22 protein-coding genes and 2 tRNA genes are annotated in these 24,315 nt (G+C 43.6%); 16 read left to right on the top strand and 8 right to left on the bottom strand.

The features are described 5' to 3' along the window. Window positions 1-251 precede the first annotated feature (251 nt). Together EI162_RS04220 and EI162_RS04215 are read right to left on the bottom strand one after the other, a co-directional pair. Window positions 252-944, bottom strand: a complete 693-nt coding sequence (locus tag EI162_RS04220) for a VIT family protein (protein WP_192523181.1) — start codon at window positions 942-944, stop codon at window positions 252-254. A 566-nt stretch (window positions 945-1,510) separates the two neighbouring features. Next, complete coding sequence (locus EI162_RS04215) at window positions 1,511-3,037, bottom strand: aldehyde dehydrogenase family protein (RefSeq protein ID WP_192523180.1); 1,527 nt, start codon at window positions 3,035-3,037, stop codon at window positions 1,511-1,513. A 414-nt stretch (window positions 3,038-3,451) separates the two neighbouring features. Here EI162_RS04215 and EI162_RS04210 point away from each other — a divergent pair, with 414 nt between their 5' ends. The 3 genes from EI162_RS04210 to EI162_RS04200 all read left to right on the top strand — a co-directional run bounded on the left by EI162_RS04210 (window position 3,452) and on the right by EI162_RS04200 (window position 6,812). After that, window positions 3,452-5,377 carry an AAA family ATPase gene (locus tag EI162_RS04210; RefSeq protein ID WP_192523179.1) on the top strand — a complete coding sequence of 642 codons (1,926 nt, stop codon included), beginning with the start codon at window positions 3,452-3,454 and terminating at the stop codon, window positions 5,375-5,377. Between the two features lie 76 nt (window positions 5,378-5,453). After that, on the top strand, window positions 5,454-6,629 hold the full coding sequence (locus EI162_RS04205) for a type I glyceraldehyde-3-phosphate dehydrogenase (RefSeq protein WP_192523178.1): 1,176 nt from the start codon (window positions 5,454-5,456) through the stop codon (window positions 6,627-6,629). Between the two features lie 92 nt (window positions 6,630-6,721). Further along, window positions 6,722-6,812 (top strand) — tRNA-Ser (locus tag EI162_RS04200). Between the two features lie 306 nt (window positions 6,813-7,118). Here EI162_RS04200 and EI162_RS04195 read toward each other — a convergent pair. Beyond that, complete coding sequence (locus tag EI162_RS04195; protein ID WP_192523177.1) at window positions 7,119-7,448, bottom strand: CopG family transcriptional regulator; 330 nt, start codon at window positions 7,446-7,448, stop codon at window positions 7,119-7,121. Window positions 7,449-7,654: 206 nt separating this feature from the next. Then, window positions 7,655-7,730: transfer RNA gene (locus tag EI162_RS04190), tRNA-Asn, on the bottom strand. Between the two features lie 592 nt (window positions 7,731-8,322). On the opposite strand from EI162_RS04190, the gene EI162_RS04185 reads away from it, so the two are divergent. From EI162_RS04185 to EI162_RS04140, 10 genes are all read left to right on the top strand, one after another. After that, complete coding sequence (locus EI162_RS04185; protein WP_192523176.1) at window positions 8,323-8,667, top strand: DMT family transporter; 345 nt, start codon at window positions 8,323-8,325, stop codon at window positions 8,665-8,667. A 21-nt stretch (window positions 8,668-8,688) separates the two neighbouring features. Beyond that, on the top strand, window positions 8,689-9,255 hold the full coding sequence (locus tag EI162_RS04180) for a TetR/AcrR family transcriptional regulator (protein ID WP_192523175.1): 567 nt from the start codon (window positions 8,689-8,691) through the stop codon (window positions 9,253-9,255). Window positions 9,256-9,544: 289 nt separating this feature from the next. Then, complete coding sequence (gene betB / locus EI162_RS04175) at window positions 9,545-11,047, top strand: betaine-aldehyde dehydrogenase (RefSeq protein WP_192523174.1); 1,503 nt, start codon at window positions 9,545-9,547, stop codon at window positions 11,045-11,047. Between the two features lie 274 nt (window positions 11,048-11,321). After that, window positions 11,322-13,022, top strand: a complete 1,701-nt coding sequence (betA, locus tag EI162_RS04170) for a choline dehydrogenase (protein WP_192523173.1) — start codon at window positions 11,322-11,324, stop codon at window positions 13,020-13,022. 269 nt (window positions 13,023-13,291) lie between these two features. Beyond that, window positions 13,292-15,337 (top strand): choline BCCT transporter BetT, encoded by a 2,046-nt coding sequence (gene betT, locus EI162_RS04165; RefSeq protein ID WP_192523172.1) that lies wholly within the window; start codon window positions 13,292-13,294, stop codon window positions 15,335-15,337. 247 nt (window positions 15,338-15,584) lie between these two features. Further along, a complete protein-coding gene (locus tag EI162_RS04160; protein ID WP_192523171.1) occupies window positions 15,585-16,076 on the top strand; it encodes a M48 family metallopeptidase in 492 nt (163 codons plus the stop codon). A gap of 133 nt (window positions 16,077-16,209) precedes the next feature. Then, on the top strand, window positions 16,210-16,632 hold the full coding sequence (locus EI162_RS04155) for a tetratricopeptide repeat protein (protein WP_192523170.1): 423 nt from the start codon (window positions 16,210-16,212) through the stop codon (window positions 16,630-16,632). Between the two features lie 26 nt (window positions 16,633-16,658). Further along, a complete protein-coding gene (locus tag EI162_RS04150) occupies window positions 16,659-16,799 on the top strand; it encodes a hypothetical protein (protein WP_192523169.1) in 141 nt (46 codons plus the stop codon). Beyond that, window positions 16,792-17,724: a DMT family transporter gene (locus EI162_RS04145; RefSeq protein ID WP_192523168.1), complete on the top strand. Its 933-nt coding sequence runs from the start codon at window positions 16,792-16,794 to the stop codon at window positions 17,722-17,724. Before EI162_RS04150 ends, EI162_RS04145 begins: the two co-directional genes overlap by 8 nt. A 39-nt stretch (window positions 17,725-17,763) precedes the next feature. Beyond that, window positions 17,764-18,192 (top strand): PaaI family thioesterase, encoded by a 429-nt coding sequence (locus tag EI162_RS04140; RefSeq protein WP_192523167.1) that lies wholly within the window; start codon window positions 17,764-17,766, stop codon window positions 18,190-18,192. Between the two features lie 55 nt (window positions 18,193-18,247). Here EI162_RS04140 and EI162_RS04135 read toward each other — a convergent pair whose 3' ends face one another. From EI162_RS04135 to EI162_RS04125, 3 genes are all read right to left on the bottom strand, one after another. Next, entirely contained in the window at window positions 18,248-19,012 is a 765-nt protein-coding gene (locus EI162_RS04135; RefSeq protein ID WP_192523166.1) for a DUF305 domain-containing protein, read from the bottom strand. A 102-nt stretch (window positions 19,013-19,114) separates the two neighbouring features. Further along, window positions 19,115-19,600 (bottom strand): DUF305 domain-containing protein, encoded by a 486-nt coding sequence (locus tag EI162_RS04130; RefSeq protein ID WP_192523165.1) that lies wholly within the window; start codon window positions 19,598-19,600, stop codon window positions 19,115-19,117. A 41-nt stretch (window positions 19,601-19,641) separates the two neighbouring features. Beyond that, window positions 19,642-20,286 carry a DUF411 domain-containing protein gene (locus tag EI162_RS04125; RefSeq protein WP_192523164.1) on the bottom strand — a complete coding sequence of 215 codons (645 nt, stop codon included), beginning with the start codon at window positions 20,284-20,286 and terminating at the stop codon, window positions 19,642-19,644. A gap of 211 nt (window positions 20,287-20,497) precedes the next feature. Here EI162_RS04125 and EI162_RS04120 point away from each other — a divergent pair, with 211 nt between their 5' ends. Beyond that, window positions 20,498-21,229 carry a heavy metal response regulator transcription factor gene (locus EI162_RS04120; RefSeq protein ID WP_192523163.1) on the top strand — a complete coding sequence of 244 codons (732 nt, stop codon included), beginning with the start codon at window positions 20,498-20,500 and terminating at the stop codon, window positions 21,227-21,229. Window position 21,230: 1 nt separating this feature from the next. Then, window positions 21,231-22,736: an ATP-binding protein gene (locus tag EI162_RS04115; RefSeq protein ID WP_192523162.1), complete on the top strand. Its 1,506-nt coding sequence runs from the start codon at window positions 21,231-21,233 to the stop codon at window positions 22,734-22,736. A 17-nt stretch (window positions 22,737-22,753) separates the two neighbouring features. On the opposite strand, the gene EI162_RS04110 is transcribed toward EI162_RS04115, so the two are convergent. Next, on the bottom strand, window positions 22,754-23,473 hold the full coding sequence (locus EI162_RS04110) for a hypothetical protein (RefSeq protein WP_192523161.1): 720 nt from the start codon (window positions 23,471-23,473) through the stop codon (window positions 22,754-22,756). A 306-nt stretch (window positions 23,474-23,779) separates the two neighbouring features. Between EI162_RS04110 and EI162_RS04105 the strand changes: the two genes are divergently transcribed. Then, window positions 23,780-24,259, top strand: a complete 480-nt coding sequence (locus tag EI162_RS04105) for a hemerythrin domain-containing protein (RefSeq protein WP_192523160.1) — start codon at window positions 23,780-23,782, stop codon at window positions 24,257-24,259. Window positions 24,260-24,315 lie beyond the last annotated feature (56 nt).

The raw sequence follows: 24,315 nt of genomic DNA, 5'->3' as shown, positions 1-24,315 counted from the left end.
TTTGTGTCTTCATAACCTCAAATATATCATCTTGCTTTGGCTGTCACCCTCCTTTCATCTCCTCAGCATACTTTCTGACACACCACCACTTTTTGAATACCTTAATAGGTCTTTACTTACAAACGCGCGCTGATACAGACGTATCGTTCTAGGATGCGTTACGAAAAAGTAATGAGCGCTAAAAATAAACTGGGCTCTAAACCGTTCTAGTCATTTGAAAATAAAACTGTCATACTTTTAAATTGAATCTGCTACACCCCAAGTAATCGCCCAATAAGTGATGTTGCGACCATGGCCAATACACCCCACACGACGACGCGAGTGACAGCAGGGAGAGTGGGTGCACCGCCCAAGCGCGCCGATACCATGCCAAGTAGGACTAAGCCGACTATGGTCAGCGCGGCCAATGACCAAACAAGGATCTGGGCTGGAAACACCAAGATGCCGATGACAGGAAATATGGCACCAGTAATAAAGGCCAATGCGGAGGCAATGGAAGCTTGCAGGGGCTTTGCTTGACTGATTTCATTTAGCCCTATCTCGTCACGAGCATGAGCCTCAAGTACATCGTGCTCAGTTAAGGCGACAGCAACTTGGTGTGCTAAGTCTTGATCAAGTCCACGCTGTTTATAAATTGTTGTCAGCTCGACAAGCTCCCGCTCAGGATTATGCGTCAGCTCGTAAAGCTCTTTTTTTAAATCAGCCTTTTCAGTATCTGCTTGTGAGGACACAGAGATATACTCACCAGCCGCCATCGATAAAGCCCCTGCAGTCAGTGACGCCAATCCTGTCAGTAATAAGGTTTGGCTGCTCGCGTTTGCGGCGGCAACACCAACCAGTAAACTGGCGGTAGAAATGAGTCCATCATTGGCGCCAAGTACCGCTGCTCTGAGCCATTGACTCCGGTTACTTAGGTGCGGCTCATCGTGAATAGAGTATGACATAGACATCCTCAAAAAATACGGTGGTGTTCTAAAAAGTATGCTGGCGATAAAATCAATAAGAAATCTATGCTAAGTTCTCTGATTCTATAGGGCTTTCAAGGCTTCAAGAATTGTTCAAATTTTAATCAAGTTAAAGATTCAGTTCCGAATTTGAGAGCGATATTAGAGATCAGTTAACCTATACAATCTGCACTATAACTTATTAGGTAGTGGATCCCTCAATATTATAGTGCTCGAAATATTATTAATATCTATAATTACTATGGGTTTATTTAAATCTTATGAGTCGAGAAAGCTCTATATGCTACTATTTATATAGTGTAGAAGACTGAGGTATGAAGTTTACTTTCCTTAGGTGACGTTGTTAATATCGGGGTTTCTTTAAACCGGGACTGTGACAGTCGGGGCAGCTGATATCTACTCAAATATATCATCTTGCCTCGGCTGTCACCCTCCTTTATTCCCCAGCATACTTTCTGACACACCACCAAATTATTTATAAAAAAATGCAACCTACCTTTTGATAGATTGCATTGATTTACCTAAAGTGATTTTGCTACCTTAGATTAAAAGAAACCCATCTTTTTTGGACTATAAGATACCAGCATGTTTTTGGTTTGCTGATAATGGTCAAGCATCATTAGATGGTTTTCACGACCAATACCCGATTGCTTATAACCACCGAAGGCGGCATGTGACGGATAGAGATGATAACAGTTGGTCCAAACGCGACCAGCTTGGATGCCACGGCCGAAACGGTAGGCTTTGTGAATGCTACGAGTCCATACGCCTGCACCCAGACCATATAGCGTGTCATTAGCAATCTGCATGGCTTCTTCATCATCTTTAAAAGTGGTGACAGCAAGTACAGGTCCGAAGATTTCTTCTTGGAACACGCGCATGTCATTGGTGCCTTCAAAGATAGTTGGTTTGACATAGTAGCCATCTGATAGGGCGCCGTCGTGTTTGGCTTGGTCGCCGCCAACCAGAACTTTCGCGCCTTCTTTTTTACCAATATCCAAATAAGATAGGATTTTTTCTAATTGATCTGAGCTGGCTTGGGCACCAATCATGGTTTCGGTATCTAATGGGTTACCCATTTTGATGGCTTCGACACGAGCAATGCAGCGTTTCATAAATTCGTCATAGATACTTTCATGGACGAGTGCGCGCGACGGACAGGTACAAACCTCGCCTTGGTTGAGGGCAAACATTACTAAGCCTTCAACGGCTTTGTCTAAGAAATCATCGTCTTCATCCATGACATCAGCAAAGAATATATTTGGGCTCTTACCACCCAGCTCTAGTGTCACTGGAATGATGTTTTCACTGGCGTACTGCATGATGAGGCGACCAGTCGTCGTCTCGCCAGTGAACGCTACTTTGTTAATACGCGGGTTCGATGCAAGCGGCTTACCGGCCTCAACACCAAAGCCATTGACCACGTTTAGTACGCCTTTTGGCAAGATATCAGCGACACCGATAGTCTCTAGCATAAATAAGATAGACGCAGGCGTTTGCTCGGCAGGTTTCATGACGATACAGTTACCAGCAGCTAGGGCAGGCGCAATTTTCCATACGGCCATTAAAATTGGGAAGTTCCAGGGAATAATTTGACCGACCACGCCTAGTGGCTCATGGAAATGGTAAGCGACCGTGTCTTCATCGATTTGGCTGATGCCGCCTTCTTGGGCACGAATGGCACTGGCGAAATAACGGAATTGATCGATGGCCAATGGAATATCTGCCATTAGCGTCTCACGTACTGGCTTACCGTTTTCGTAGCATTCGGCAATGGCGATGGCTTCTAGATTGGCTTCCATGCTGTCAGCGATTTTGAGTAACAGATTGGCGCGTTCAGCAACACTGGTTTTGCCCCAAGCGTCTTTAGCAGCATGAGCGGCATCTAATGCTAATTCGATATCGGCTTCTTTTGAGCGTGCGACTTGGCAAATAGTTTTTCCATCGATAGGACTTGGGTTATCAAAGTATTCGCCATCGACTGGTGCTACCCACTCACCATTAATAAAGTTATCATATTTTTCGCGGAATTGGACGGGACTGTTTTCAGTGTTGGGATAAGCGTATAACATTAACCACTCCTTGTTGTGTATTATGACTACTTGAGAATACTTGATCTTCCTGATCAAGTTATGACTCTATCGTACTGAGCTTTTAGGTAGAGTGATAATGACTTTTTATAATGATATATTTTGTATCATATAACTTTAAGTTATACAACGTATGAGGGTTAAAGTGGTTCGTAATATGCAGGTAGCTGTTATAATCATGGCAGCTGTTTTTGCTGATAGTCGATAATAAATAAAATGGATACATGGCATATAACGTGGGACTGATATAAAATTTCTTGTGTGCTGTGGCTTCGCCGACAGAAGCTACAAAAAGTTCATATCAGTCCCGCTATATATTTTTTATATTGATCTGACTATATATTACTTTTCTTTAGATTTTTCTCTTATCACTATTAAATAAATTGGTTTGGATATATGCGTCAATCTTCTGCTCTCAATATTTTAAAAACAGGACAAAATGTCTTTTTGACTGGCTCAGCAGGTTCAGGAAAAACTTATACGCTCAACCAATATATTGACTATCTGCGTGCGCGCCGTGTACCCGTTGCCGTCACTGCCAGTACTGGTATTGCTGCGACGCATATGAACGGCACGACCATCCATAGCTGGTCAGGTATTGGCATCAAAGATGAGTTATCTGAGCGCGATTTGACCAATTTATCACGCAAGCAGTTTTTGGCTGATAGACTCAAAGACACTGCGGTACTGATTATCGATGAAATATCGATGCTGCATGCCAAGCAGATCAATTTGGTCAGCCAAGTACTTAAGCATGTACGCAAAAATGACAAAGCCTTTGGTGGCATTCAAGTCGTCGTAGCAGGAGACTTTTTTCAGTTACCGCCGATTGGTAGCAAGGGTGAGAGCAACCGTGAGAAGTTTGCCTTTATGTCGGAAGCGTGGCTCGACGCTAAGTTTCATATCTGCTATTTATCCGAGCAACATCGGCAAGTGAGTGAAGCGGCCAATGGCGGGCTTGATTTGGACGATATTCTCAATCAAATCCGCCGTCAAGAAGTGACCTTTGAAGCGATTGCTGCACTGGAGGCGACCTTTGATCAAGACGTCGATATCAAGCGCACGCGCCTTTATACCCATAATCTCAATGTCAATAAAATTAATGATAAAGAGTTAGCCGAGCTATCGGGTGAGATGATGCGCTTTGAAGCCACGTCTGTTGGCGATAGTAAATTGGTTGAGACGCTAAAGAAAACCGTCCGTACCCAAGATGAGCTTATCCTCAAGGTTGGCTCAAAAGTGATGTTTATTAAAAACAATACCGAGCTTGGTGTGTCTAACGGCACCATGGGTGAGCTGATAGGCTTTGCGGCGGTAAAAATTAATGATGATAAAGACAGCAATGATAATTTGATTGCAGACGATGAAACCACTGTAGATACTGACGAAGACAAGGCTGACAATACAAAAAATAAAGCTAAGGATAAAGAAAAGTTAAAGGACAAAAAAATAACCACACAAAAAATGCCAGTGGTTCGGCTCAATTCAGGACGTGAGGTCATCGCTGAGCCAGAAGAGTGGATCATCGAGGACGAGACGGGTGAAGTGTTGGCGAGCTATGAGCAAGTGCCGTTATGTCTGGCATGGGCGATTACTATTCATAAGTCACAAGGTATGACGCTTGATGCCGCTGAGATTGACTTGTCACGCACCTTTGAGCTTGGGCAAGGTTATGTGGCGTTATCACGGCTAAAGTCGCTGGCAGGTCTGCAATTGCTAGGAATGAATGAGATGAGCTTGCAGCTTGATCCGCTGGCACGTGGCGCCGATAAGCGCTTTTTAGTGTTGTCTGACGAAGCTGATGCCAGCTATGCCATGCTCGATGAAGAAAGCATGACGCAAGCCCATGAGAAGTTTGTTTTGAAATCAGGCGGTACATTAAGTAAATCAGTGATTGATGCTTATGCCAATTTGCAAAAAAAGCGCCGCGAGCAGCAGCACGCGAAGCTAGATAAAAAACAGAAATTAGGCAATCAAGTCTCTGATAAATCAGCAAGCACCTTACAGGCGACCCGGCTATTACTAGAAGAAAGCTTATCTATCGCTGAGATATCCCAGGCGCGTCAGCTTTCACAATCGACCATCATGCGGCATATTGGTGAGCTAAAATCTCAAGATCCGAGCCTCGCTTGTGATCATCTGCGTCCAGAGGATGAGGTGATGACGGCGGTTGGTAATGCCTATATAGCGATTAAAGTGGCCAATAACCCCAACGACTTCAATGATGATGGTAGTATTAAGCTACGCCCAATCTTTGAGCACCTCAAACAGGCGATTGATTACAACACCATACGCTTGGCATTAATCTTTATTACGCCCTAATTTATTACGATTGGTTAGGCTCTGTTCAATGAAAGCGCTCAATTCCTTTTTATATCTTTTAAAGCGATAACTTGTTATGCCTGATTTTTCTAGTGCTACCTATCGTCTAACCTCTGACCCTTCTGTTGCAGGTTTTTATGCGACCAACGAGCAAACTCAGCCTTTGCGAGTGGCTATCAATGGTTTTGGTCGTATTGGTCGTAATGTACTGCGCGCATTATTAGAGCGATTTGAGGTGCTAGGGCGTGCCATTCATGTGGTCGCCATTAATGATTTGGCGCCAGCTGAGACCTTATTGCATCTACTTAGGTTCGATAGTACCCATGGGCGTTTGAGCCGATTGGGCGTGACCGCTGATATTGTTCAAGATGGTATTACTGATTATCAGCAAAAGCCCTGTGCGACAGCAGAAACCGATATTCAGCTGTGCTTAAATAAAAACAATCTCACTTATTGTATCCGTTTATTATCAAGAGAGAATGCAGAGACACTGCCGTGGAAAGATTTGCAGGTTGATGTGGTACTTGAATGTACGGGACACTATCGTTCATACGAGCAAGCCAGTGTGCATATAGAGGCAGGCGCTAAGCAGGTGATAATCGGCGCGGCTCCCTTTGATCATGTCGATGCTTCTATCGTTATGGGCGTTAATGGCGAGTCGTTAACGCGTAAATTGCCTATTATATCGAGTGTCTCATGCACCACTCAGGCATTAGTGCCGCTCATTGATACCCTTGATAAAGCCTTTGGCGTAAAGTCGGCGATGATGACTGAGATTCATGCCGTGACTGCGGATCAAACGGTGCTTGATCAAGCGCATCGTGATTTGAGACGGGCGCGCGCGTCTGGTTATAATATCATTCCAACGACCTCAAGCAGCATCGCCGCTACGGAGCGCGTGCTACCTAATATGATAGGCAAGATTAACGGTCACTCCATTCGTGTGCCAACCATCGATGTGGCGGCGATTGATGTCAATTTTATATTTGATACGCTGGACGTCGACATTGAGGCGATTCGAGAAGTATTGAAAACTGCCAGCGCTGGTAGTTTGATCAATATTATGGCTTATACCGATGAACCTTTAGTCTCAAGTGACTTTATCCATCAGACTGAATCGCTTATTATTGATGGGCAACAGCTTATGCAGATAGGCGAGCAGTATAAGGTTTTTGCTTGGTATGATAATGAATGGGGTTATGCCAACAGGCTGTTAGATATGTGCTTGCATCTTGCCTCAAGCAAGTCATAGCCCAGAGATTTTAAGCCGTTTATAAATTAATTTAACTTTTTTGAGATAAGCGCTTGCATTCTTATTTCAGATCGCTATAATGATGCACAAATGGAGACGTGGCAGAGCGGTTGAATGCACCGGTCTTGAAAACCGACAAGGGTTCATAGCCCTTCGAGAGTTCGAATCTCTCCGTCTCCGCCAAATTCAAAAAGCCCCAATCAGTAATGATTGGGGCTTTTTTTATGACACTGCTTTAGTGCTATATAGTTAAAATACTTTAAAAACGCTACGATACTGCTGGTATAGTTTTTTTGTAGCCTCTGTCTGCGTAGGCACAGCAAGCAAGAAAAAACTATACCTGCAGTACGTGATGTATCGATTTTACGTTTCACTGACTATTATAGGACAGAGCAGAGAAGAAAAATGGTTTGTTAAATATAAAAAAACCAAGCGCGATTAAGCAGGCTCGGTCTTTTTATTGAATGAAGCTGTTTTTAATATAGTGAGTTAGTCGTTGTCTTGCAGCTCAGATAAAGGGTGGGTGATATTATTATTATGGGTCACCACAATCGCCTCATCAATGATGTGCTGACTCACACCACGCTTACGCAGAGTCTCAATAAACACCTCATCATGGGCGAGTGTATAATCTTGATGATCACGGTCAAGCCCTTGGCGAATATATAAACGAATAAGTCCTTGAATGCGTTTAAAACCCAATTCTTCCGAAGTCGCCTCTAGTAGTGTAATCATCTCTTCAGACAAACGAATACTGATCGGGCGCATGATTTTTTGCGGATGATCAGAAAACTTATTTTTTATACGTGCAGGTATCATAATAAACCATTACTTTTAGTGAGTAGGAGTAAAGCACTCAGATAAAAACTAACCTAATGAAAACAATCCTTACCATACAACAAATACGTTCAAAAGAACACCGCAGCTGCGCGAATATTCTAAGTGTTCAATTAATACATTAATCAATATAAAAGTGATAACCATAAAAAAACCTTCATCAAATAATGATGAAGGTTTTTAGTATATGGCTCTCCAACCTGGGCTCGAACCAGGGACACACGGATTAACAGTCCGTTGCTCTACCAACTGAGCTATTGGAGAATAAGTTGTCATAACGGTTGTTGCTACAAGTTTTACAAAGGGGTTGATAAGCGCCGTTGCTTGTCTTGTTTGCGTTATGTGGAGCGTATTTTAGCCAAGTAGTTATGAGCTGTCAACCTTATTAGAGCATTAATTATAAATATTATCGTAATCTATCAAAAATAGGTGTTTTGGCATATTAAATAAACTGTTTTAGTCGATGTGCTAATCGATGACGCGGCCTAGATATAGTCAGTTCTAAATAAAATCGATACGTCAGTAGCCACGTGCTACTGGTATAAATTTTTCTTGCTGGCTGTTCGCAAGCGTGACAGAGGCTGCAAAAAATTTGCTCCAGCAGCACTGTGTCAGTTTTAAAGTGAATCAACTATATCAACAGGTAAAACTGGTTTTAATTGAATGAATTACTTATCTTTTTGAATATTAAAGCAATCCATAAATAAATTGAAACAAAATTTATGAATATACCCTTCACATTGCGCAATTATTTCTATAAAATACCGACCGTGTGGTTTCTTTAATGTATATACATTATTAATATATACTTGATTTGAACCCAATTTAAGCATGACTTAAAAAAGGCATCCTAATTATGAGTCCTACCACTATTGCTTACGGTTACCTTGCGATTGCCATTATTTGCGAAGTGATTGGTACCACCTTTTTAGTGAAGTCAGAGCAATTCACCCGTTTGGTGCCGACCTTAATTATGGGTGTGCTTTATGCCATCTCGTTTTATTTGCTGACCCAAACCATCAAAACCATACCGCTCGGCATCGCTTATGCACTGTGGGGTGGTCTGGGAATTGTGCTGACATCGCTTGTTGGCTTGGTATTTTTTAAGCAAAGTCTGGATACAGCAGCAGTGGTTGGCATCGCTATGATTGTTGGCGGGGTCGTGGTGATGAACTTACTGTCTAATTCTGTGGTGAATTAACCATTTAACAGGGAGGTAAAAATGGAAATTGAGAATGCTTATAAGCGTAAAAAACAGCCCGAACTGGTTCGTCGTGCGCTGCTTGACCAAGCCGCACGGATAACGCTAGAGCAGGGGTTGTCTAAGGTTACTTTTCAAGCGGTGGCTGATGCGGTCGGCGTGACCAAAGGCGGTGTGATGCATCATTTCGCCACCAAAAATGCGCTTATCCTTGAAGTGTTTCATGATGCGATGGCGAAATTTGAGGCAGAAGTGAATACGGCAATGGCCAAAGACCCTGTCAGTTATGGTGCTTTTACCCGCGCTTATATCGACGCCACCATCAGTTTGGGCGAAAAAGGACAGGAAGAGTTTAATAGCCAAGCCACGTTATATGTATTGATGCTTGGCGATATCGAACTGCGTGAATTGTGGGCCGAATGGTCAAATGCGCAATTAAAGAAACATGACGCCACTGATAATAACGAAACCTTATGTATGGTGCGTTTGGTTGCCGATGGTATTTGGCTTTCTGACTTTTCAGGCATCAATATATCTGACAAAAAATCCTTACGCGCGCGTTTGATAAACATGACCCAGCGTGAGTAGGATTGAGCAGTAGTTTTAGGGTAGTTAATGGGTTCAAGATGGGTTCAAGCGCTCTATAAATAAGATAGAAATATTGCTATAAGTTTTTCTTGCTTGCTGTGTGCTTTAGCAGACAGAGGCTGCAAAAAAATTATACCAATATCACATAATTACCGATGTATAAGTCAACGTAAAAACTTTATTAAAACACTTTTTATTCTAAAGTATTTTAATACTTAAACAGTAACGACACGATTTGAGATGAGTGTTCTTTATTAATAGCATTTATCAGTCGTCGCAAGGAGATTTTATGACAAATTCCAATAATTTAACCGACCTTATCCATTTAGACCAAGTGCAAACGGCTTATATCAACGGTCGTTTCCTACCTGTTGATGATTCGCTTGCAACTTTTGAAGATATTAATCCTGCGACTGGTGAGGTGCTAGCAACTATTCAGCAAACGACTGATGAGCAAGTTAATGCAGCGGTTAAAGCGGCACAAAAAGGCCAAAAGGTATGGGCGGCGATGACCGCGGTTGAGCGTGGCCGTATCTTATCAAAGGCGGTGGAGATATTGCGCGAACGCAATGACGTACTGGCGTTACTGGAAACCAAAGACACCGGTAAAGCTTACTCTGAGACCAAATACGTCGATATCGTCACTGGTGCTGACGTCGTTGAATATTATGCCGGACTGGCTCCAATGTTAGAAGGTCGTCAGATTCCACTACGTGATAGCAGCTTTGTCTATACTCGCCGTGAACCATTGGGCGTGGTCGCTGGTATCGGCGCTTGGAATTATCCCATTCAAATAGCGATGTGGAAGGCTGCGCCAGCATTAGCCGCTGGTAATGCGATGATTTTTAAACCATCAGAAGTTACCCCGTTAACCGCGCTAAAGCTAGCAGAAATATTCACAGAAGCGGGCTTGCCAGATGGCGTTTTTAACGTCGTGCAAGGGGATTACAAAGTGGGCGAAGCCTTAACCCAACATCCTGATATCGCTAAAGTCTCATTTACCGGCGGCGTACCAACGGGTAAAAAAGTCATGTCAAGCGCAGCAGCATCGTCGCTTAAAGATGTGACCCTAGAGCTGGGTGGTAAATCGCCATTAATCATATTTGATGATGCTGATATCGATACCGCCGCTGACATCGCCATGATGGCGAACTTCTATAGCACCGGTCAGGTCTGTACCAATGGCACGCGTGTCTTTATCCCGAAAGCCTTACAGGCCAAATTTGAGCAAGCCATTTTAACGCGTGTTGAGCGTATCAAGCTAGGCGATCCGATGGATGAAAGCATCAATATGGGGCCATTGGTGAGCTTCCCACACATGGAGCGAGTACTTGGCTATATCGAGCAAGGTAAAACTAGTGGCGCGCGCTTATTGACTGGCGGCGAACGTGTGATCACAGGCGATTTGGCTAATGGCGCCTTTGTTGCACCGACTGTGTTTAGCGATTGCAGCGATGACATGACTATCGTACGCGAAGAAATATTTGGTCCAGTAATGTCGATATTGACTTATGAAAGCGAAGAAGAAGTGATTCGCCGTGCCAATGATACTAATTATGGCTTGGCAGCAGGTGTCGTGACCGCTGATTTAACCCGCGCACATCGAGTCATTGCCCAAATTGAAGCCGGTATCTGCTGGTTAAATACCTGGGGTGAGTCGGCAGCACAAATGCCAGTCGGTGGCTACAAGCATTCAGGTATTGGCCGCGAAAACGGTATTGAAGCGCTTGAGCATTACACGCAAACCAAATCTATCCAAGTAGAGCTGGGTGCGTTTGAGTCTGTATTCTAATCATTTGTATTTGAAAGATTTTTAAAACAGTAAGGTTGATGTATAGGTAGTTCTAAATAAGAGCGATACGATTGTAATAAAGTAAATAGCCACGTGCTACTGGTATAAATTTTCTTGCTTGTTGTTCGCAAGCGTGACAGAGGCTGCGAAAAATTTACTCCAGTAGCACTCGTATCGGTTTTAAAGTGAATCAACTATATTAGGAATAATGTGTCCTTTTAGCACAGCCTTACGTATATGGAATGATGGATTTTTTAATATTACGGAGCGTTTTATGACATCCACTACACCTGAGTACGACTATATCATCGTCGGTGCCGGTTCAGCAGGCAATGTACTTGCTACGCGCTTAACCGAAGATGCCAACATTAAGGTGTTGCTGTTAGAGGCGGGTCGTCCAGACCATCGACTAGACTTTCGTACCCAAATGCCAGCGGCGCTTGCCATGCCTTTACAAGGAACCACTTATAACTGGGGCTATAAAACCGATCCCGAGCCGTATATGAATAACCGCGTTATGGACTGCGGACGCGGTAAAGGGCTCGGTGGTTCATCGTTGATTAATGGCATGTGCTATATCCGTGGTAACGCCTTGGATTTTGATGACTGGGCTAAAATTAAAGGTCTGGAAGATTGGACGTATTCGGACTGCTTACCCTACTTTAAAAAGTTAGAGAACTGTGACGCGGGCGAGAATGACTATCATGGCGTCGGTGGTCCGGTTGAGATGACTACTTCCAAACCAGGGGTTAATCCACTGTTTCAAGCCATGATTGAAGCGGGCGTACAAGCAGGCTATCCAAGCACCGAAGACCTAAACGGCTATCAGCAAGAAGGCTTTGGGCCAATGGATAGGTTCGTCACCCCTAATGGGCGCCGTGCTTCAACAGCTCGCGGTTATCTTGACCGTGCCAAACCGCGTAGCAATATCACCATTTTGACGGGTGCCTTGACCGATGTGATTTTATTCGATGGCAAGCGTGCTGTTGGCGTCAAAGTAGAGCATCAAGGTCAAACCAAAAACTTCCATGCATCTCGTGAAGTCATTGTTTCATCGGGCGCGATTGCCTCGCCGCAACTGTTACAGCGCTCAGGCATAGGTCCTGGCCAATGGCTCAAAGACTTAGGTGTAAATGAGATACTTGACTTACCAGGCGTCGGTAATAACCTGCAAGATCATTTAGAGCTGTATATGCAGTATGAATGTAAGCTGCCTGTTTCGATTGCACCTGCCAATAAATGGTGGAATAAACCAGCGATTGGTGCGGAATGGTTATTCAATGGCACAGGACTGGGTGCCTCCAATCAGTTTGAAGGTGGTGGCTTTATTCGAACCGATGAGAAGTTCACCCATCCTAATATCCAATATCATTTCTTGCCATTAGCGGTGCGTTATGACGGTCGCAGTGCGGTGAAATCACATAGCTTCCAAGCGCATGTCGGCTCATTACGCTCGCCAAGTCGTGGTCGCGTCAAGCTGACTTCGAAAGACCCAAGTGCGCATCCGAGTATTTTATTTAACTATATGTCTCACGATCAAGACTGGCACGAGTTCCGTGCGGCGATGCGTATTACCCGCGAGATTATGCATCAGCCTGCGCTCGATCCTTATCGTGGTCGTGCTATCTCGCCAACCGATGATTTGGTGACCGATGCGCAATTAGATGAATACGTCCGTAATAATAGTGAGACGGCTTATCATCCTTCTTGTACCTGTCCGATGGGCGAGGGTAATGATTCGGTAGTCAATGGTGAAGGGTTAGTGCATGGTATCGATGGTTTGCGCGTCGTCGATGCGTCGATTATGCCAAATATCATCAGTGGCAACCTCAACGCTACTACCATTATGCTGGCAGAAAAAATCGTCGATAAGATGAAAGGTAAGCAGTTGCCACGTTCAACCGTGGATTATTATGTCGCCAATGGCGCACCGCTCAGAGCCGAGCCGATGCGCGTCTATAGCGCTGCTGTCTAAGCGACCGATAAGCCATTTATTCAATAATCATATAAGCGAATCTCATCAAAAAGGCCTTTCCACGTAAAGGTCTTTTTCATCAGCGCTAAGCAATTAGTGTCATAAATAATCCTACGGCAGCATTTGCCTATTATTTATTTTGCCATTTAGAGAGTGGTTTTTTTACCATGTTTTTATTTATTGGTACTGCTTTGTGCGTCATGCGGCAATAAAGTCATAACGGACAAAGCAATACCACGTAGTGTTCAATTTACTTATTGAGGTCTTTTATGCACAGTTCGCCTGCAGAAGATGCGACGAAACCTCTGGGTCTAAATAAAACTGTATTTTTAGGCTCAGCTATTATTTCTATTTTATTGATAGTCTGGACGATCGCGTTTCCAGATTATAGCGAAAACCTGCTTAGCGCTGGTATGGCTTGGGTGTCAGAGAGTTTTGGCTGGTATTACATGCTGGTGGTTGCCGCTTATAGTATCTTTGCATTATTCGTTGGTCTGTCGAAATATGGCGATATCAAACTTGGTCAAGACCATGAAAAAGCCCAGTTTCCTTTTTTAACCTGGGCTGCCATGCTGTTTTCAGCAGGTATTGGCATTGATTTGTTATTCTTTGGTGCTTCTGAGCCGTTGATGCATTATCTAACGCCACATACTGGGTTAGAGCCTGCCAGTGCCGAGGCCATGCGAGAAGCGCTATCGCAAACTTTCTTGCATTGGGGGCTACATGGTTGGGGTATTTACGCACTCATCGGCATGGCGCTGGCTTACTTTGCTTATCGTAAAAATATGCCATTGGCACTACGTTCGCCGTTGACGCCGATATTTGGTGAGCGTTTAATCAAAGGCTGGCTTGGCGATGGCATTGATACCTTTGGCGTGGTTTGTACTTTGATGGGGATTGCCACGAGTTTGGGGATTGGTGTATTACAGGCCAATGCTGGACTGTCACATGTATTCGGTATCGAATCGAGTAAAATGGTTCAGACGCTCATCATTGTAGGGGTCGTCGCTGCTGCGGCCATTTCTGCCATGACCGGTGTGGAAAGAGGTGTACGCCGTCTTTCTGAATTTAACATGCTGTCTTCAGTATTGTTATTACTGGCAATATTAGTGATGGGTAATACGATTTATCTATTGAATACCTTTACTCAAAGTATTGGCCAGTATTTTCAAACCATCGTTTATAAAACCTTTGATGTGTACGCTTATGATGGTACTGCTGGTGCTGATTGGAAATCAGGCTGGACGATATTTTTCTGGGCATGGTGGGTGGCTTGGGCACCGTTTGTAGGCTTGTTTATCGCTCGTATTAGCCGTGGCCGTACCTTGCGTGAGTTTGTCTTTGGGGTGATGTTTATCCCACTTGGTTTCATCTTTGCTTGGTTCTCTATCTTTGGTAATTCCGCGATAGATTTGGTTGCCAATGGTGCTACTGAGCTTGGTGAGATTGCGGTTAATGATGCAGCGATGGGCATGTTTGCCCTGTTTGAGTACTTTCCCTACAGTGATATTTTGTCATTTGCTGGTGTGGTTATTGGTTTAGTGTTTTTTGTAACTTCAGCGGATTCGGGCGCGTTAGTATTAGCGAACTTGAGCTCAAGAGGCATGACCAATGATACCGATGCGCCAGTTTGGTTGCGCCTGTTTTGGGCAGCAGCAACGGGTCTTATTACCTTAGGTTTGCTGTTTGCCGGTGGCTTTGCTTCATTGCAGTCAGTCTCTGTCATTGCCGGTTTGCCATTCTCGCTTATCCTCTTGCTCTACATGGTGTCGATGTGGCGCTCGTTAAAAGAAGAGGGCAATAAACGTAAAGCCAGTACGGTTGGTACGGCCAATGTATTGGATAGTGGTAAGGGCTGGAAAGCGCGCTTGCAACGTATTGTCAGCTTCCCAAGCCATACGCAAGTTGAACGGTTTTTGCAAAATATTGTTAGACCTGCCATGACTGAAGTTGAAAATGAGCTTAAAGCTGGTGGTCTAAAAACCGCTCTAGATATTCGTAATTTGGCACATATCGGGCAAGATATAGATGACGGTTCGGATGACAATAGCGGTCAAATAGATGGTCTAAGTTTGCGCGTGGGACATGGTGATGAGGACGATTTTGTTTATGAGGTTAATTTAATCAAAGCCGAGCGTCCGAACTTTACCCTTAATACCTCAACGAAGCATGCCGAGTTTTATTATCGCGCTGAAGTGTTCTTAAGCGATGGCTCACAAGAGTATGATTTGGTTGGCTATACCAAAGAGCAAGTACTGGTCGATATCTTGCATCAGTACGAACGTCATATGCAGTATCTGCATTTGGAGCGTTAATTAATAACCCTGAGTAAATATATTTTTGAAGATAAGCCCATAAGCTGGATGCAGCTTGTGGGTTTTTTATTAACCATAAAATAAGCAGAGATAGGGTAAAGTATATCATTGGTTTATTTTGAAGGTATTATAGCGAGGCTGAAGAAAAATTTATCAGCCTCGTATACAGTTAAAAACCGTCATGCTTTTATATGAGATTGATTGTATAAAGCTCGGACGTTTTAAAGTATCAGCAAAGGATAAATTTGTGACCACACTCAAGTATATCGCTCATTATTCTGAGCAAATCCAAACCCAAGCCGCGCTATTAATTAGTGAAGGCAAGCTGGGAGAATATATAGAAAAAAAGTACCCCAATCAGCACCAGGTTCAGAGTGACAAAGCGCTGTATCAGTATATCAATGAGATCAAAAACCAATCGATGCGTAAAATTGGCCCGTTATCAAATGTCAGCTATAGCAGTAAACTTAAAGTCCTCAAGCATGCGCTGGGCATTCATACCACCCAATCTCGTGTACAGGGCAGCAAGCTCAAGTCGCATAATAGCATCACTGTCGCTAGCTTATTCAAAGAAGCGCCACCTGAGTTTTTACGTATGATTGTCGTGCATGAGTTGGCACATTTTAAAGAGCATGAGCACAACAAGGCTTTTTATCAATTATGTTGTCATATGCAGCCTGATTATCATCAAGTCGAGCTAGATACGCGTTTGTGGTTGCATTGGCGTGAGCTTGCGTGATTGTTGTGATTTGGATTATCCATGGGTTGAAATGAGATATTTTGATAGACGCTTAAATTAAAAAATTAATACTGACAGCTAGGCATGATAAGCTTGCTCAGATGTCATGTCCTAACTAAAAATAGAGAAAATAATGATTAATACCAAGATATATAAAGCAATTTATACCTTAGCGGAAGATTTACTCGAAGCCGACCGTAGAGGCAACCAAGAAGCATTCGATGCACTTTATGCTGAGCTAAAAGCCATCTGTACTGATAATGAAAACACCGATAAAGACCATCCAGAGCAGTGGGAAACGCTCGCAGACTTCACCGAGGATTTGGAAGGCGCATTGGTTATTTATGAAAAGGCATTAGCAAAAGCCACGGCGATGAGTTCGAAAGATCATATGTCATCGATTGCCTTTTCGATGGCGGTGTTACAGCTGGAAATGGGTGAAAAAGACACCGCGATTAACAGTCTGCAAAATGCCAAAATTACGGCCAATAAGATTGAAGACAAAGAGTTTAAGGTTGAGATAGACGAGCTGCTTGCTAAATTATTGGCTGAATAATCTCAATTAGGTAGGAGTCAATCTCTATGCAAGATGTCCCTGTTGTAATTGCTGGTGGTGATTTAAGTGGCTTGTATGCAGCTACGGCAGTACAAGATTTGGCTGATTTGCCATCGATATTGTTATCGTCATCGAAATTTTCACCCAATAGGATTATCGATGACTGACACTGACGCGCCAAAACAGCAGCTATCTCGGCAACAGAGCACGTGGCTTATCCCGTTCGCGTGCCTGCTTGTTGGCGGAAGTTTGACTGGTATCTCTACCAATTTGGCAAAGTATGCTGGCGAGATAGGTATTACCGCACTGGCTTTTCTCTTTTGGTCTATAACGGGCGCAGGGATTATTTTATTGGTCGTTGCCTTTATTAAACAAGAGCTACCACCTTTAAATGCACGTAGCTTTGAGTATTATTTTGTCGCCGCGCTCATTAGTGTTGCTGGTTCCAATTTTCTGTTGTTCTCAGCCATTCCGCATGTTGGCGCAGGTTTCGTCGCCCTTATTATTTCGCTACCGCCATTGCTGACGTATCTTGGTGCCTTAACGCTACGCATGGAGCGATTTAATATTATCCGTGCTTTGGGCGTGGCCGCTGCGCTTATTGGGGCAGGGGTATTGGCAGCGCGTAAGTTTTCAGCACCAGATGCCAGTATTTTTTGGATTTTGATAGCACTTTTCGGGCCCGTGCTGCTGGCTATTGGTAATATATATCGCACATTGCGCTGGCCTAATAAGGCTTCTCCTAGTGCACTCGCACCAGGTATGCTGCTTGCCGCTTCGCTATTATTGCTTACACTTGGTATGCTGCCTAATTTCTCAGTCACTATGCCGCTTGAAGGGCTGACCTTGGGTCTAATTGCCGTACAGTCAGGCGTATTTGCGGGGCAGTTTTCATTGTTATTTCTACTACAAAAGACGGGCGGTCCCGTATTATTGAGTTTATTAGGCTCAGTCGGTGCAGTGGTTGGTGTGCCAGTCGCTATTTTTTTACAAGGGGAAGCGCCACCCGAAGGTCTGTTTTTAGGTGCTTCACTGATAGCCTTGGGCGTTGGCCTAGTAACGTGGGGCGGAGTAAAAATGAAATCTATGTAAAAATGAAAGTTATCTGAGTTTTACTTAAAAGGAGGGTATATGTCTGCCACTAAAGAAGAAATTATCGCCTTTATGGCGTTAGAGTTTCCACAGAATAAATACGTAATCGAGGCAGTGGATGATAGTGGTGCGACTCTATCGCACGATATTGGTGTCGATGAATTGCGTCCTGGTGGCACCGTTTCTGGGCCTGTGATGATGAGTATCGCTGATGTGGCCCTCTATGTGGCGATACTTAGCAAGATTGGCATTGTTCCATTGACAGTGACGACGAGCTTAAATATTAATTTTCTACGTAAACCCTCAGCAGAAGCACGTATTATCGCTGACTGCACGTTGATGAAAGTCGGACGCACGCTTATCGTTGGCGAGGTTTCTCTATATTCAGAAGGCTCGAGCGATTTGGTGGCACATGTGGTCGGTACGTATTCTGTGCCGCCAAGTTCTGTACCACCCAAATCTTGCTAAGTTGTCTAAGTTATCTTTGTTAAAACCTGCTTGCTAAATCATACTCAAAACATAGTTAGCCTTTATTTGCATTAATCCAGCTTTGCATTTGCTCAATCTCTGGCTGCTGTGCGTCGATAATCTCTTGAGCCAGCTTAAGCATTTCAGGATTTTTACCATATTTAAGCTGAGTTTCTGCCATATCTACTGCGCCAACATGGTGCGGAAGCATACCACGAGCAAAGGCCATATCTGGTACTGGGTCTGCGATACCTGCCATCATCTCGCCGTGCATCGCATCCATTCCATCGGCATAGGCTTGTTGCATCGCCGCCGTATCAGCCGTTGGTTCTGCCGCGTCAGGGTTATTAGCGAGCCAGTCTTTCATCTGCTCAATCTCAGATTTCTGGGCATCAATGATTTCTTGAGCCAGCTTGCGCATTTCATCGTCTGTGCCGTATTTTAGCTCAATCTCTGCCATATCTACTGCACCGATATGATGACCAAGCATGCCTTGAGCAAATGCCGCATCAGGGTCATTATAAGTCATACCTTTCATCATCTCATCGTGCATGGTGGTCATGGAATCGGTATAGTCTTTGTGCATATCGCTCATTGGCTCGTCATCCATTGCCATACCATCTGCACTCATGTCATGCTCAGTGTGTGGGTCAACAGTGTTAGTGTCATTTGCAGTGGTTTCAACGGTGGTGACGCCTTCTGCGGCAGGGTCGACAGTATCGTTAGCATTGTCATTGGTTGGCTGACAGGCACTTAGTAATAGTGCGGCACTGACACTAGCGGCCAGAATGGAAAAGCCTGATTTGTAATGAGTTTTCATGGTATATCCTTAATTATAATTGCTTCAATCGCTTTATTCGTTTGAAAGCCTTTGTCTAAAAGTGACTGTTTATAAATCTATAACCGCTTATAAGTTAAAAACTTACTTTAATTCTTCGATCAGCGCTTGCATCTCACCAATTTCACGCTTTTGCGCTTCAATAATATCATCCGCCAGTTGTCGCACTCGGGGGTCTTCGATATCTGCTCTTGAGCTGGTCAAAATAGCAATGGAATGATGCGGTATCATCGCTTGCATCCAATCGACTTGATCGACGGTTGCTTGGGATCTAACGCCCCAAATGCCAACGGCAAACATCACCACACTTAGCCCATAAACCAGTAAATTCAGCTTAGTCTTTTTATACATGTTACTCATAAATGCCAGCATAATGACTGCCATACCAGCGCCCATGTACAGCGCCATATAAGCTCTGGTTTCACTAAAATAAACGTGATCCCACTGGTAGGTATTGAAATACATCATGATGTACATCACAACAGTAGAGGTCAAAATCATCAGAGTGAACTTAATATAAGGGTTCATGCTTTCTTTATGATTCATCTCTTGTTGATCAGAGTTATTCATAGGGTTGCCTCTATAAATGGGTTCAATATCGATAATACAAATTATAATTGCTGTTGAACAGAGCTGATATCCGCGTAGACTTCACTTGTACCGTCTTTATTAAGCTGCATAATCTGATACGGGTCAAACTTATTTTGATATTCCATACCTGGGCTACCCATAGGCATGCCCGGTACCGCAAGTCCAAGCGCTTGTACGGGCGGATTTTCCAAAAACTGCGCCACATATTTCGCTGGTACGTGACCTTCGAAGACGTAACCATCGGTGGTGACCGCAGTATGGCAAGAGCGCATGTCATTTGGCACGCCGTAACGCTCTTTGAATAATGCCAAATCTGCAACATCGTGCGCCGTGGTGCTTAGACCGTTATCTTCTGCATGGCTGATCCAATCTTTACAGCAGCCGCAGTTGGCATCTTTATAAACAGTTGCTGAGACGTTTTTTAGTAGGTCTGGATTGCTGGCAGGCGTTGTCATTAGTGCTGCATTTGTAGCGTTTGGATTAGTAGTGTTAGACGTTGCAACGGTAGAACTTTCAACTTTTGAGACATTAGGCTCAGAGGCGCTAGTGTTGGCTTGACCGCAAGCAAACAGTGATGAGGCGGCAAATAATATAAGTGTACTGCGCAATAGCTTAGAAGGCTGGCTATTAGACATAGGGCTAGTCTCAGTTTTAAAGGTTTTCATAAAGCTCACTCATGTGTTTTCTACAGCAACTAATAGTATCGTTAATACATTAAGATAACGAACAGCTTAATACAACGACTCTGACAACAACATGACGCGAAGATGACAATTTTGTCATGTTGCAGTCTTAGCATAGGAATATTGCTAGCAATCCTCTATCATTCCCCTATTATTGATAGTATTAACCCAACCCATTAGTGTCGCGCCTGCTATGAAAATATTATTGGTCGAAGATGAATTATCGCTTGGTGATTATATAAAAAAAGGTCTGAGTGAAGCGGGCTTTATGGTTGAGCATCAAACCACGGGGCTGAGCGGCTACCATGCGTTAATGAGCGAAGATTTTAATGTCGTGGTCATGGATGTGATGTTGCCAGATATCAGTGGTTTTGAATTGGTACGCAATTACCGCGCTGCTGGCAAGCACACGCCAATCTTATTTTTAACTGCCAAAGATGACTTAAGTGATCGTATCAAAGGTATTGAGCTTGGCGGTGATGACTATCTTACCAAGCCTTTTGCCTTTGCCGAGCTGTTGGTGAGAATAAAAAGCTTACTACGCCGTGCCAATCAGGCAGATTATAGTAGTAACCTTTTACAAATTGCCGATTTAACGATGGACATTGCCAAACGCAGCGTACACAGAGATGAGCAGCCGATTAAACTCACCGCCAAAGAGTTTTTATTATTACAGTTTTTACTTGAGCGCCAAGGTGAAGTACTACCGCGCTCGGTCATCGCCTCACAAGTTTGGGATATAAATTTTGATAGCGATACCAACGTCATTGATGTAGCGATTCGACGGTTAAGAATTAAGATCGATGATGATTATAAAGTAAAGCTGATACATACCGTACGCGGGATGGGCTATCGCTTAGATGTGATAGAAAGCAGCGTCGATTTAGCTCAGCCTAGCCTATACCAGCCGATAGACGGCCAATAATATGACACCCATTATCACAGACGGCCGCTTATCGCTGTTATGGCGGACGCTATTGTTGCTGACGCTCTGCGTCGTCATTATTCAAATCTGCCTGTATCTCTGGATTCAGCGTTCGGTAAACAGTCATTTTGAGCAAATGGACTCAGAGATTTTAACCCATGCTGCGTTTAATCTACGTCAGCAAATGACTGATCGCTTGCTCGACGATGAGAGGGCAGCATCAGCCTTTAATCAATCCACACCTGCACCGCAACCACCCAACGCTGGACTGGACTACGGGGTAAAAACCCTTATCACTGACAGTCAGGGAAAAGTCATCACCAGCAATCCCAACGTTTTTATAAGCGAGCTGGGTAATAAGCGTGTAAAAGCGTTATGGCAGCAATACCATGACCAGCCGTTTGATTTAAAAATGAATCATCGTCACTATCGCGCTATTGTGATTAAACATTCTGAACGCTTGGCGCTTATTGCCTTACCGATTGATGTTCATCATCAGTATCTGCTACATTTTAACCGTCAGCTTATTTTTATACTCATCGCCATTACCTTTATTTTAGTTTCTGTCGCAGCCTTTAGTGTGCATTTAGGCTTTGCTCCGCTGGCGACCATCAGACAAAAGATGACCCGTATCAATGCCGAACAACTTGACGATCGTATCATTGTCAGCGAGATGCCCAGTGAGCTACGCGCGCTTGCTGACGCTTATAACGCTATGATGGACAAACTTGAGCATAATTTTGAGTCTTTATCGCGATTCTCAGATGATATTGCTCATGAGCTGCGTACGCCGCTTGCCACCTTAAGTACCCAAACCCAAGTAATGTTGAGTAAGCCGAGAGAGCGCAGCGAATATGTTGAGCAGCTGCATGATCAGCATGACACACTCGAGCAGTTATCGAGCTTGATTAACAATATGCTGCTATTGGCAAAGACGCAAAAAGGACTGCATAGTTCTCAGCTCAGTGATGTTGATATCGACTCTCTTGTGATTAAGTTGATGGCTTATTATGAATTCATGGCGGAAGATCGCGGTATTTATTTTGAGAAAATTGGCGTATTTAATACCGTATTGGGCGATGACAGCTTATTGCAACGGCTGTTTTCTAATTTGATATCAAATGCCGTTTATTACGCGGCAAGCGATAGTGTGATTGTTATCGAAGCTGCATCTATCAAGGCTGACACCCTTACTTATAATAGCGCTCATAGCACTACCACTGACAGTACTGATGGAAAAAGCAGGCAAGCTGAGTCCTCAAAGCTGTCTTCTTTAAAACAGTCTTCTTTAAAAGTAACCATCAGCAATCAGTTGGATTCGCCATTGACTCAAAGCGAAGCAGATAAGCTGTTTGAGCGCTTTTATCGCCATGATAAAACCAATACCTTTCATTCAGGCACTGGCTTGGGGTTATCTATCGTAAAAGCCATCGTCGATGCTCACAACGGTAAAATGAGCATCGCTATCAAAGATGAGTATTGCTTTCAAGTCAGCGTCGAGTTGTGATATCGCCATTTAATAAGTTATTGGCTGGTAAAAACCATTTTTCTATTGCCATTATTACTCGGCTGGCTGATGGTCACTTTGCTGCTTAAAATATTACCTTTAGCGTTGATTTTATAGCATTCTTCTGATGAGCCAGCGGGGTCGTTATCGAGCAATAGATTGGCTGATGTTCCGATACAGAACCACGCAGTATTGTTGCTGTCTCGCTGCAAAGACCAGCCTTGGTTATAGGTGCCTATTTTTTTAGCCATACTGCTATCGCTATAAGTGTTTTCAGTGAGTAGTTTACTAGAGTCGCCAATGGTCGCCATCTTCGGTATCGTCGTGGTTTGCGTGGCTAACGAATACTCGCCTGAGCTGTCGGTAAAGCCGTAAAACATCAGTGGATTTTTGGTAAAGTAATTGATAGCCACTGACTGACCGGTGATTTGATTGTTTAATTTATTGATGGTGTTTATTTCGGCACCTTGTACCTTTTTATTATTGAACACCATTGGCCCTTTGGGTGTGACTTTAATTTCTGCAGATACATTTTGACCGTCTATAGTGCCCACCAGCTTTTGACTGCGCTCCTTGGTGTAAATATTCAGCATCGCTGCTTCAACAGGGTATTGAGTGACTGTATTGTTAGAGCCATTATTAGAACCGTTGTTAGTAGCGCCATTTTGATTGGCATTACCAGTAGCACAAGCACTTAAACTCAGTCCTGCTAATATACATAAACTTAGTGTTTTCATTATTAAATTCCTCAATTTTATTAAAAATATCGTCAAAAGCTTACTATAATTGAATTTATTGAGAATGACATCTACCCAGTATCCTAGACCCTGATATCATTACAGGACTATAACAACCAGTAATTTTTTAGCACGGCCTAATCGATGAAATGCTCACCCATCATGTCGATTAAGATGGTAGGGTGGTCATTGATGCCACGGCTGGTTTATGAAGGGCTAGCTTGTTAAATGTAGTATTTGCACTGGTTTTCTTTGTATCGCTTTAAAGTGAATCGACTATAACTAAATACAATGAGGTAATTAATTATGAAACGCGCCAATCAATTACAGCCATTATCCCGTCAACATCACCTCGGGTTAAATCTATCGCGTCATGCTAAGGAATGCATAGATGAGCCAGCAGAAATCAGCAAGCATTGGTTGAATATAACGGGTTACCTTAAAGAGATGGAGCATCACTTTCGGATTGAAGATAACTTAATCGTTGATGCGTTACGGCCTTATCAAGACTCTAAACCCGAAGTAGCCTCAGTACTTAATACCCTTGATGAGCAGCATAAAGCACTACATGCCCTGATGGAAGAAGGTGAAAGCTCAGAGTCGTCTCAAAGCAACCCTATCACGGTTACCCAAGTCAGGGAACTGGCCACATTGCTATACGATCATATTCGTTTTGAGGAACGCGAGCTGTTTCCCATCGTTGAGAGCTGTCTGACAGAAGCAGAGTTGGACACTATTTATGAGGCCAGCCCAGACAGCATTAAACGCTCAGACGAGAATCGCTAAGCAGTTTCGTGAATAAGGCGTGTCATTGAATTGACTGGGTATTATTTAGGCTGAGC

The sequence above is a fragment of the Psychrobacter sp. FME6 genome (assembly GCF_014861365.1).
Lineage (GTDB): Bacteria > Pseudomonadota > Gammaproteobacteria > Pseudomonadales > Moraxellaceae > Psychrobacter.
This window is presented reverse-complemented; position numbering and strand designations above follow the sequence as displayed.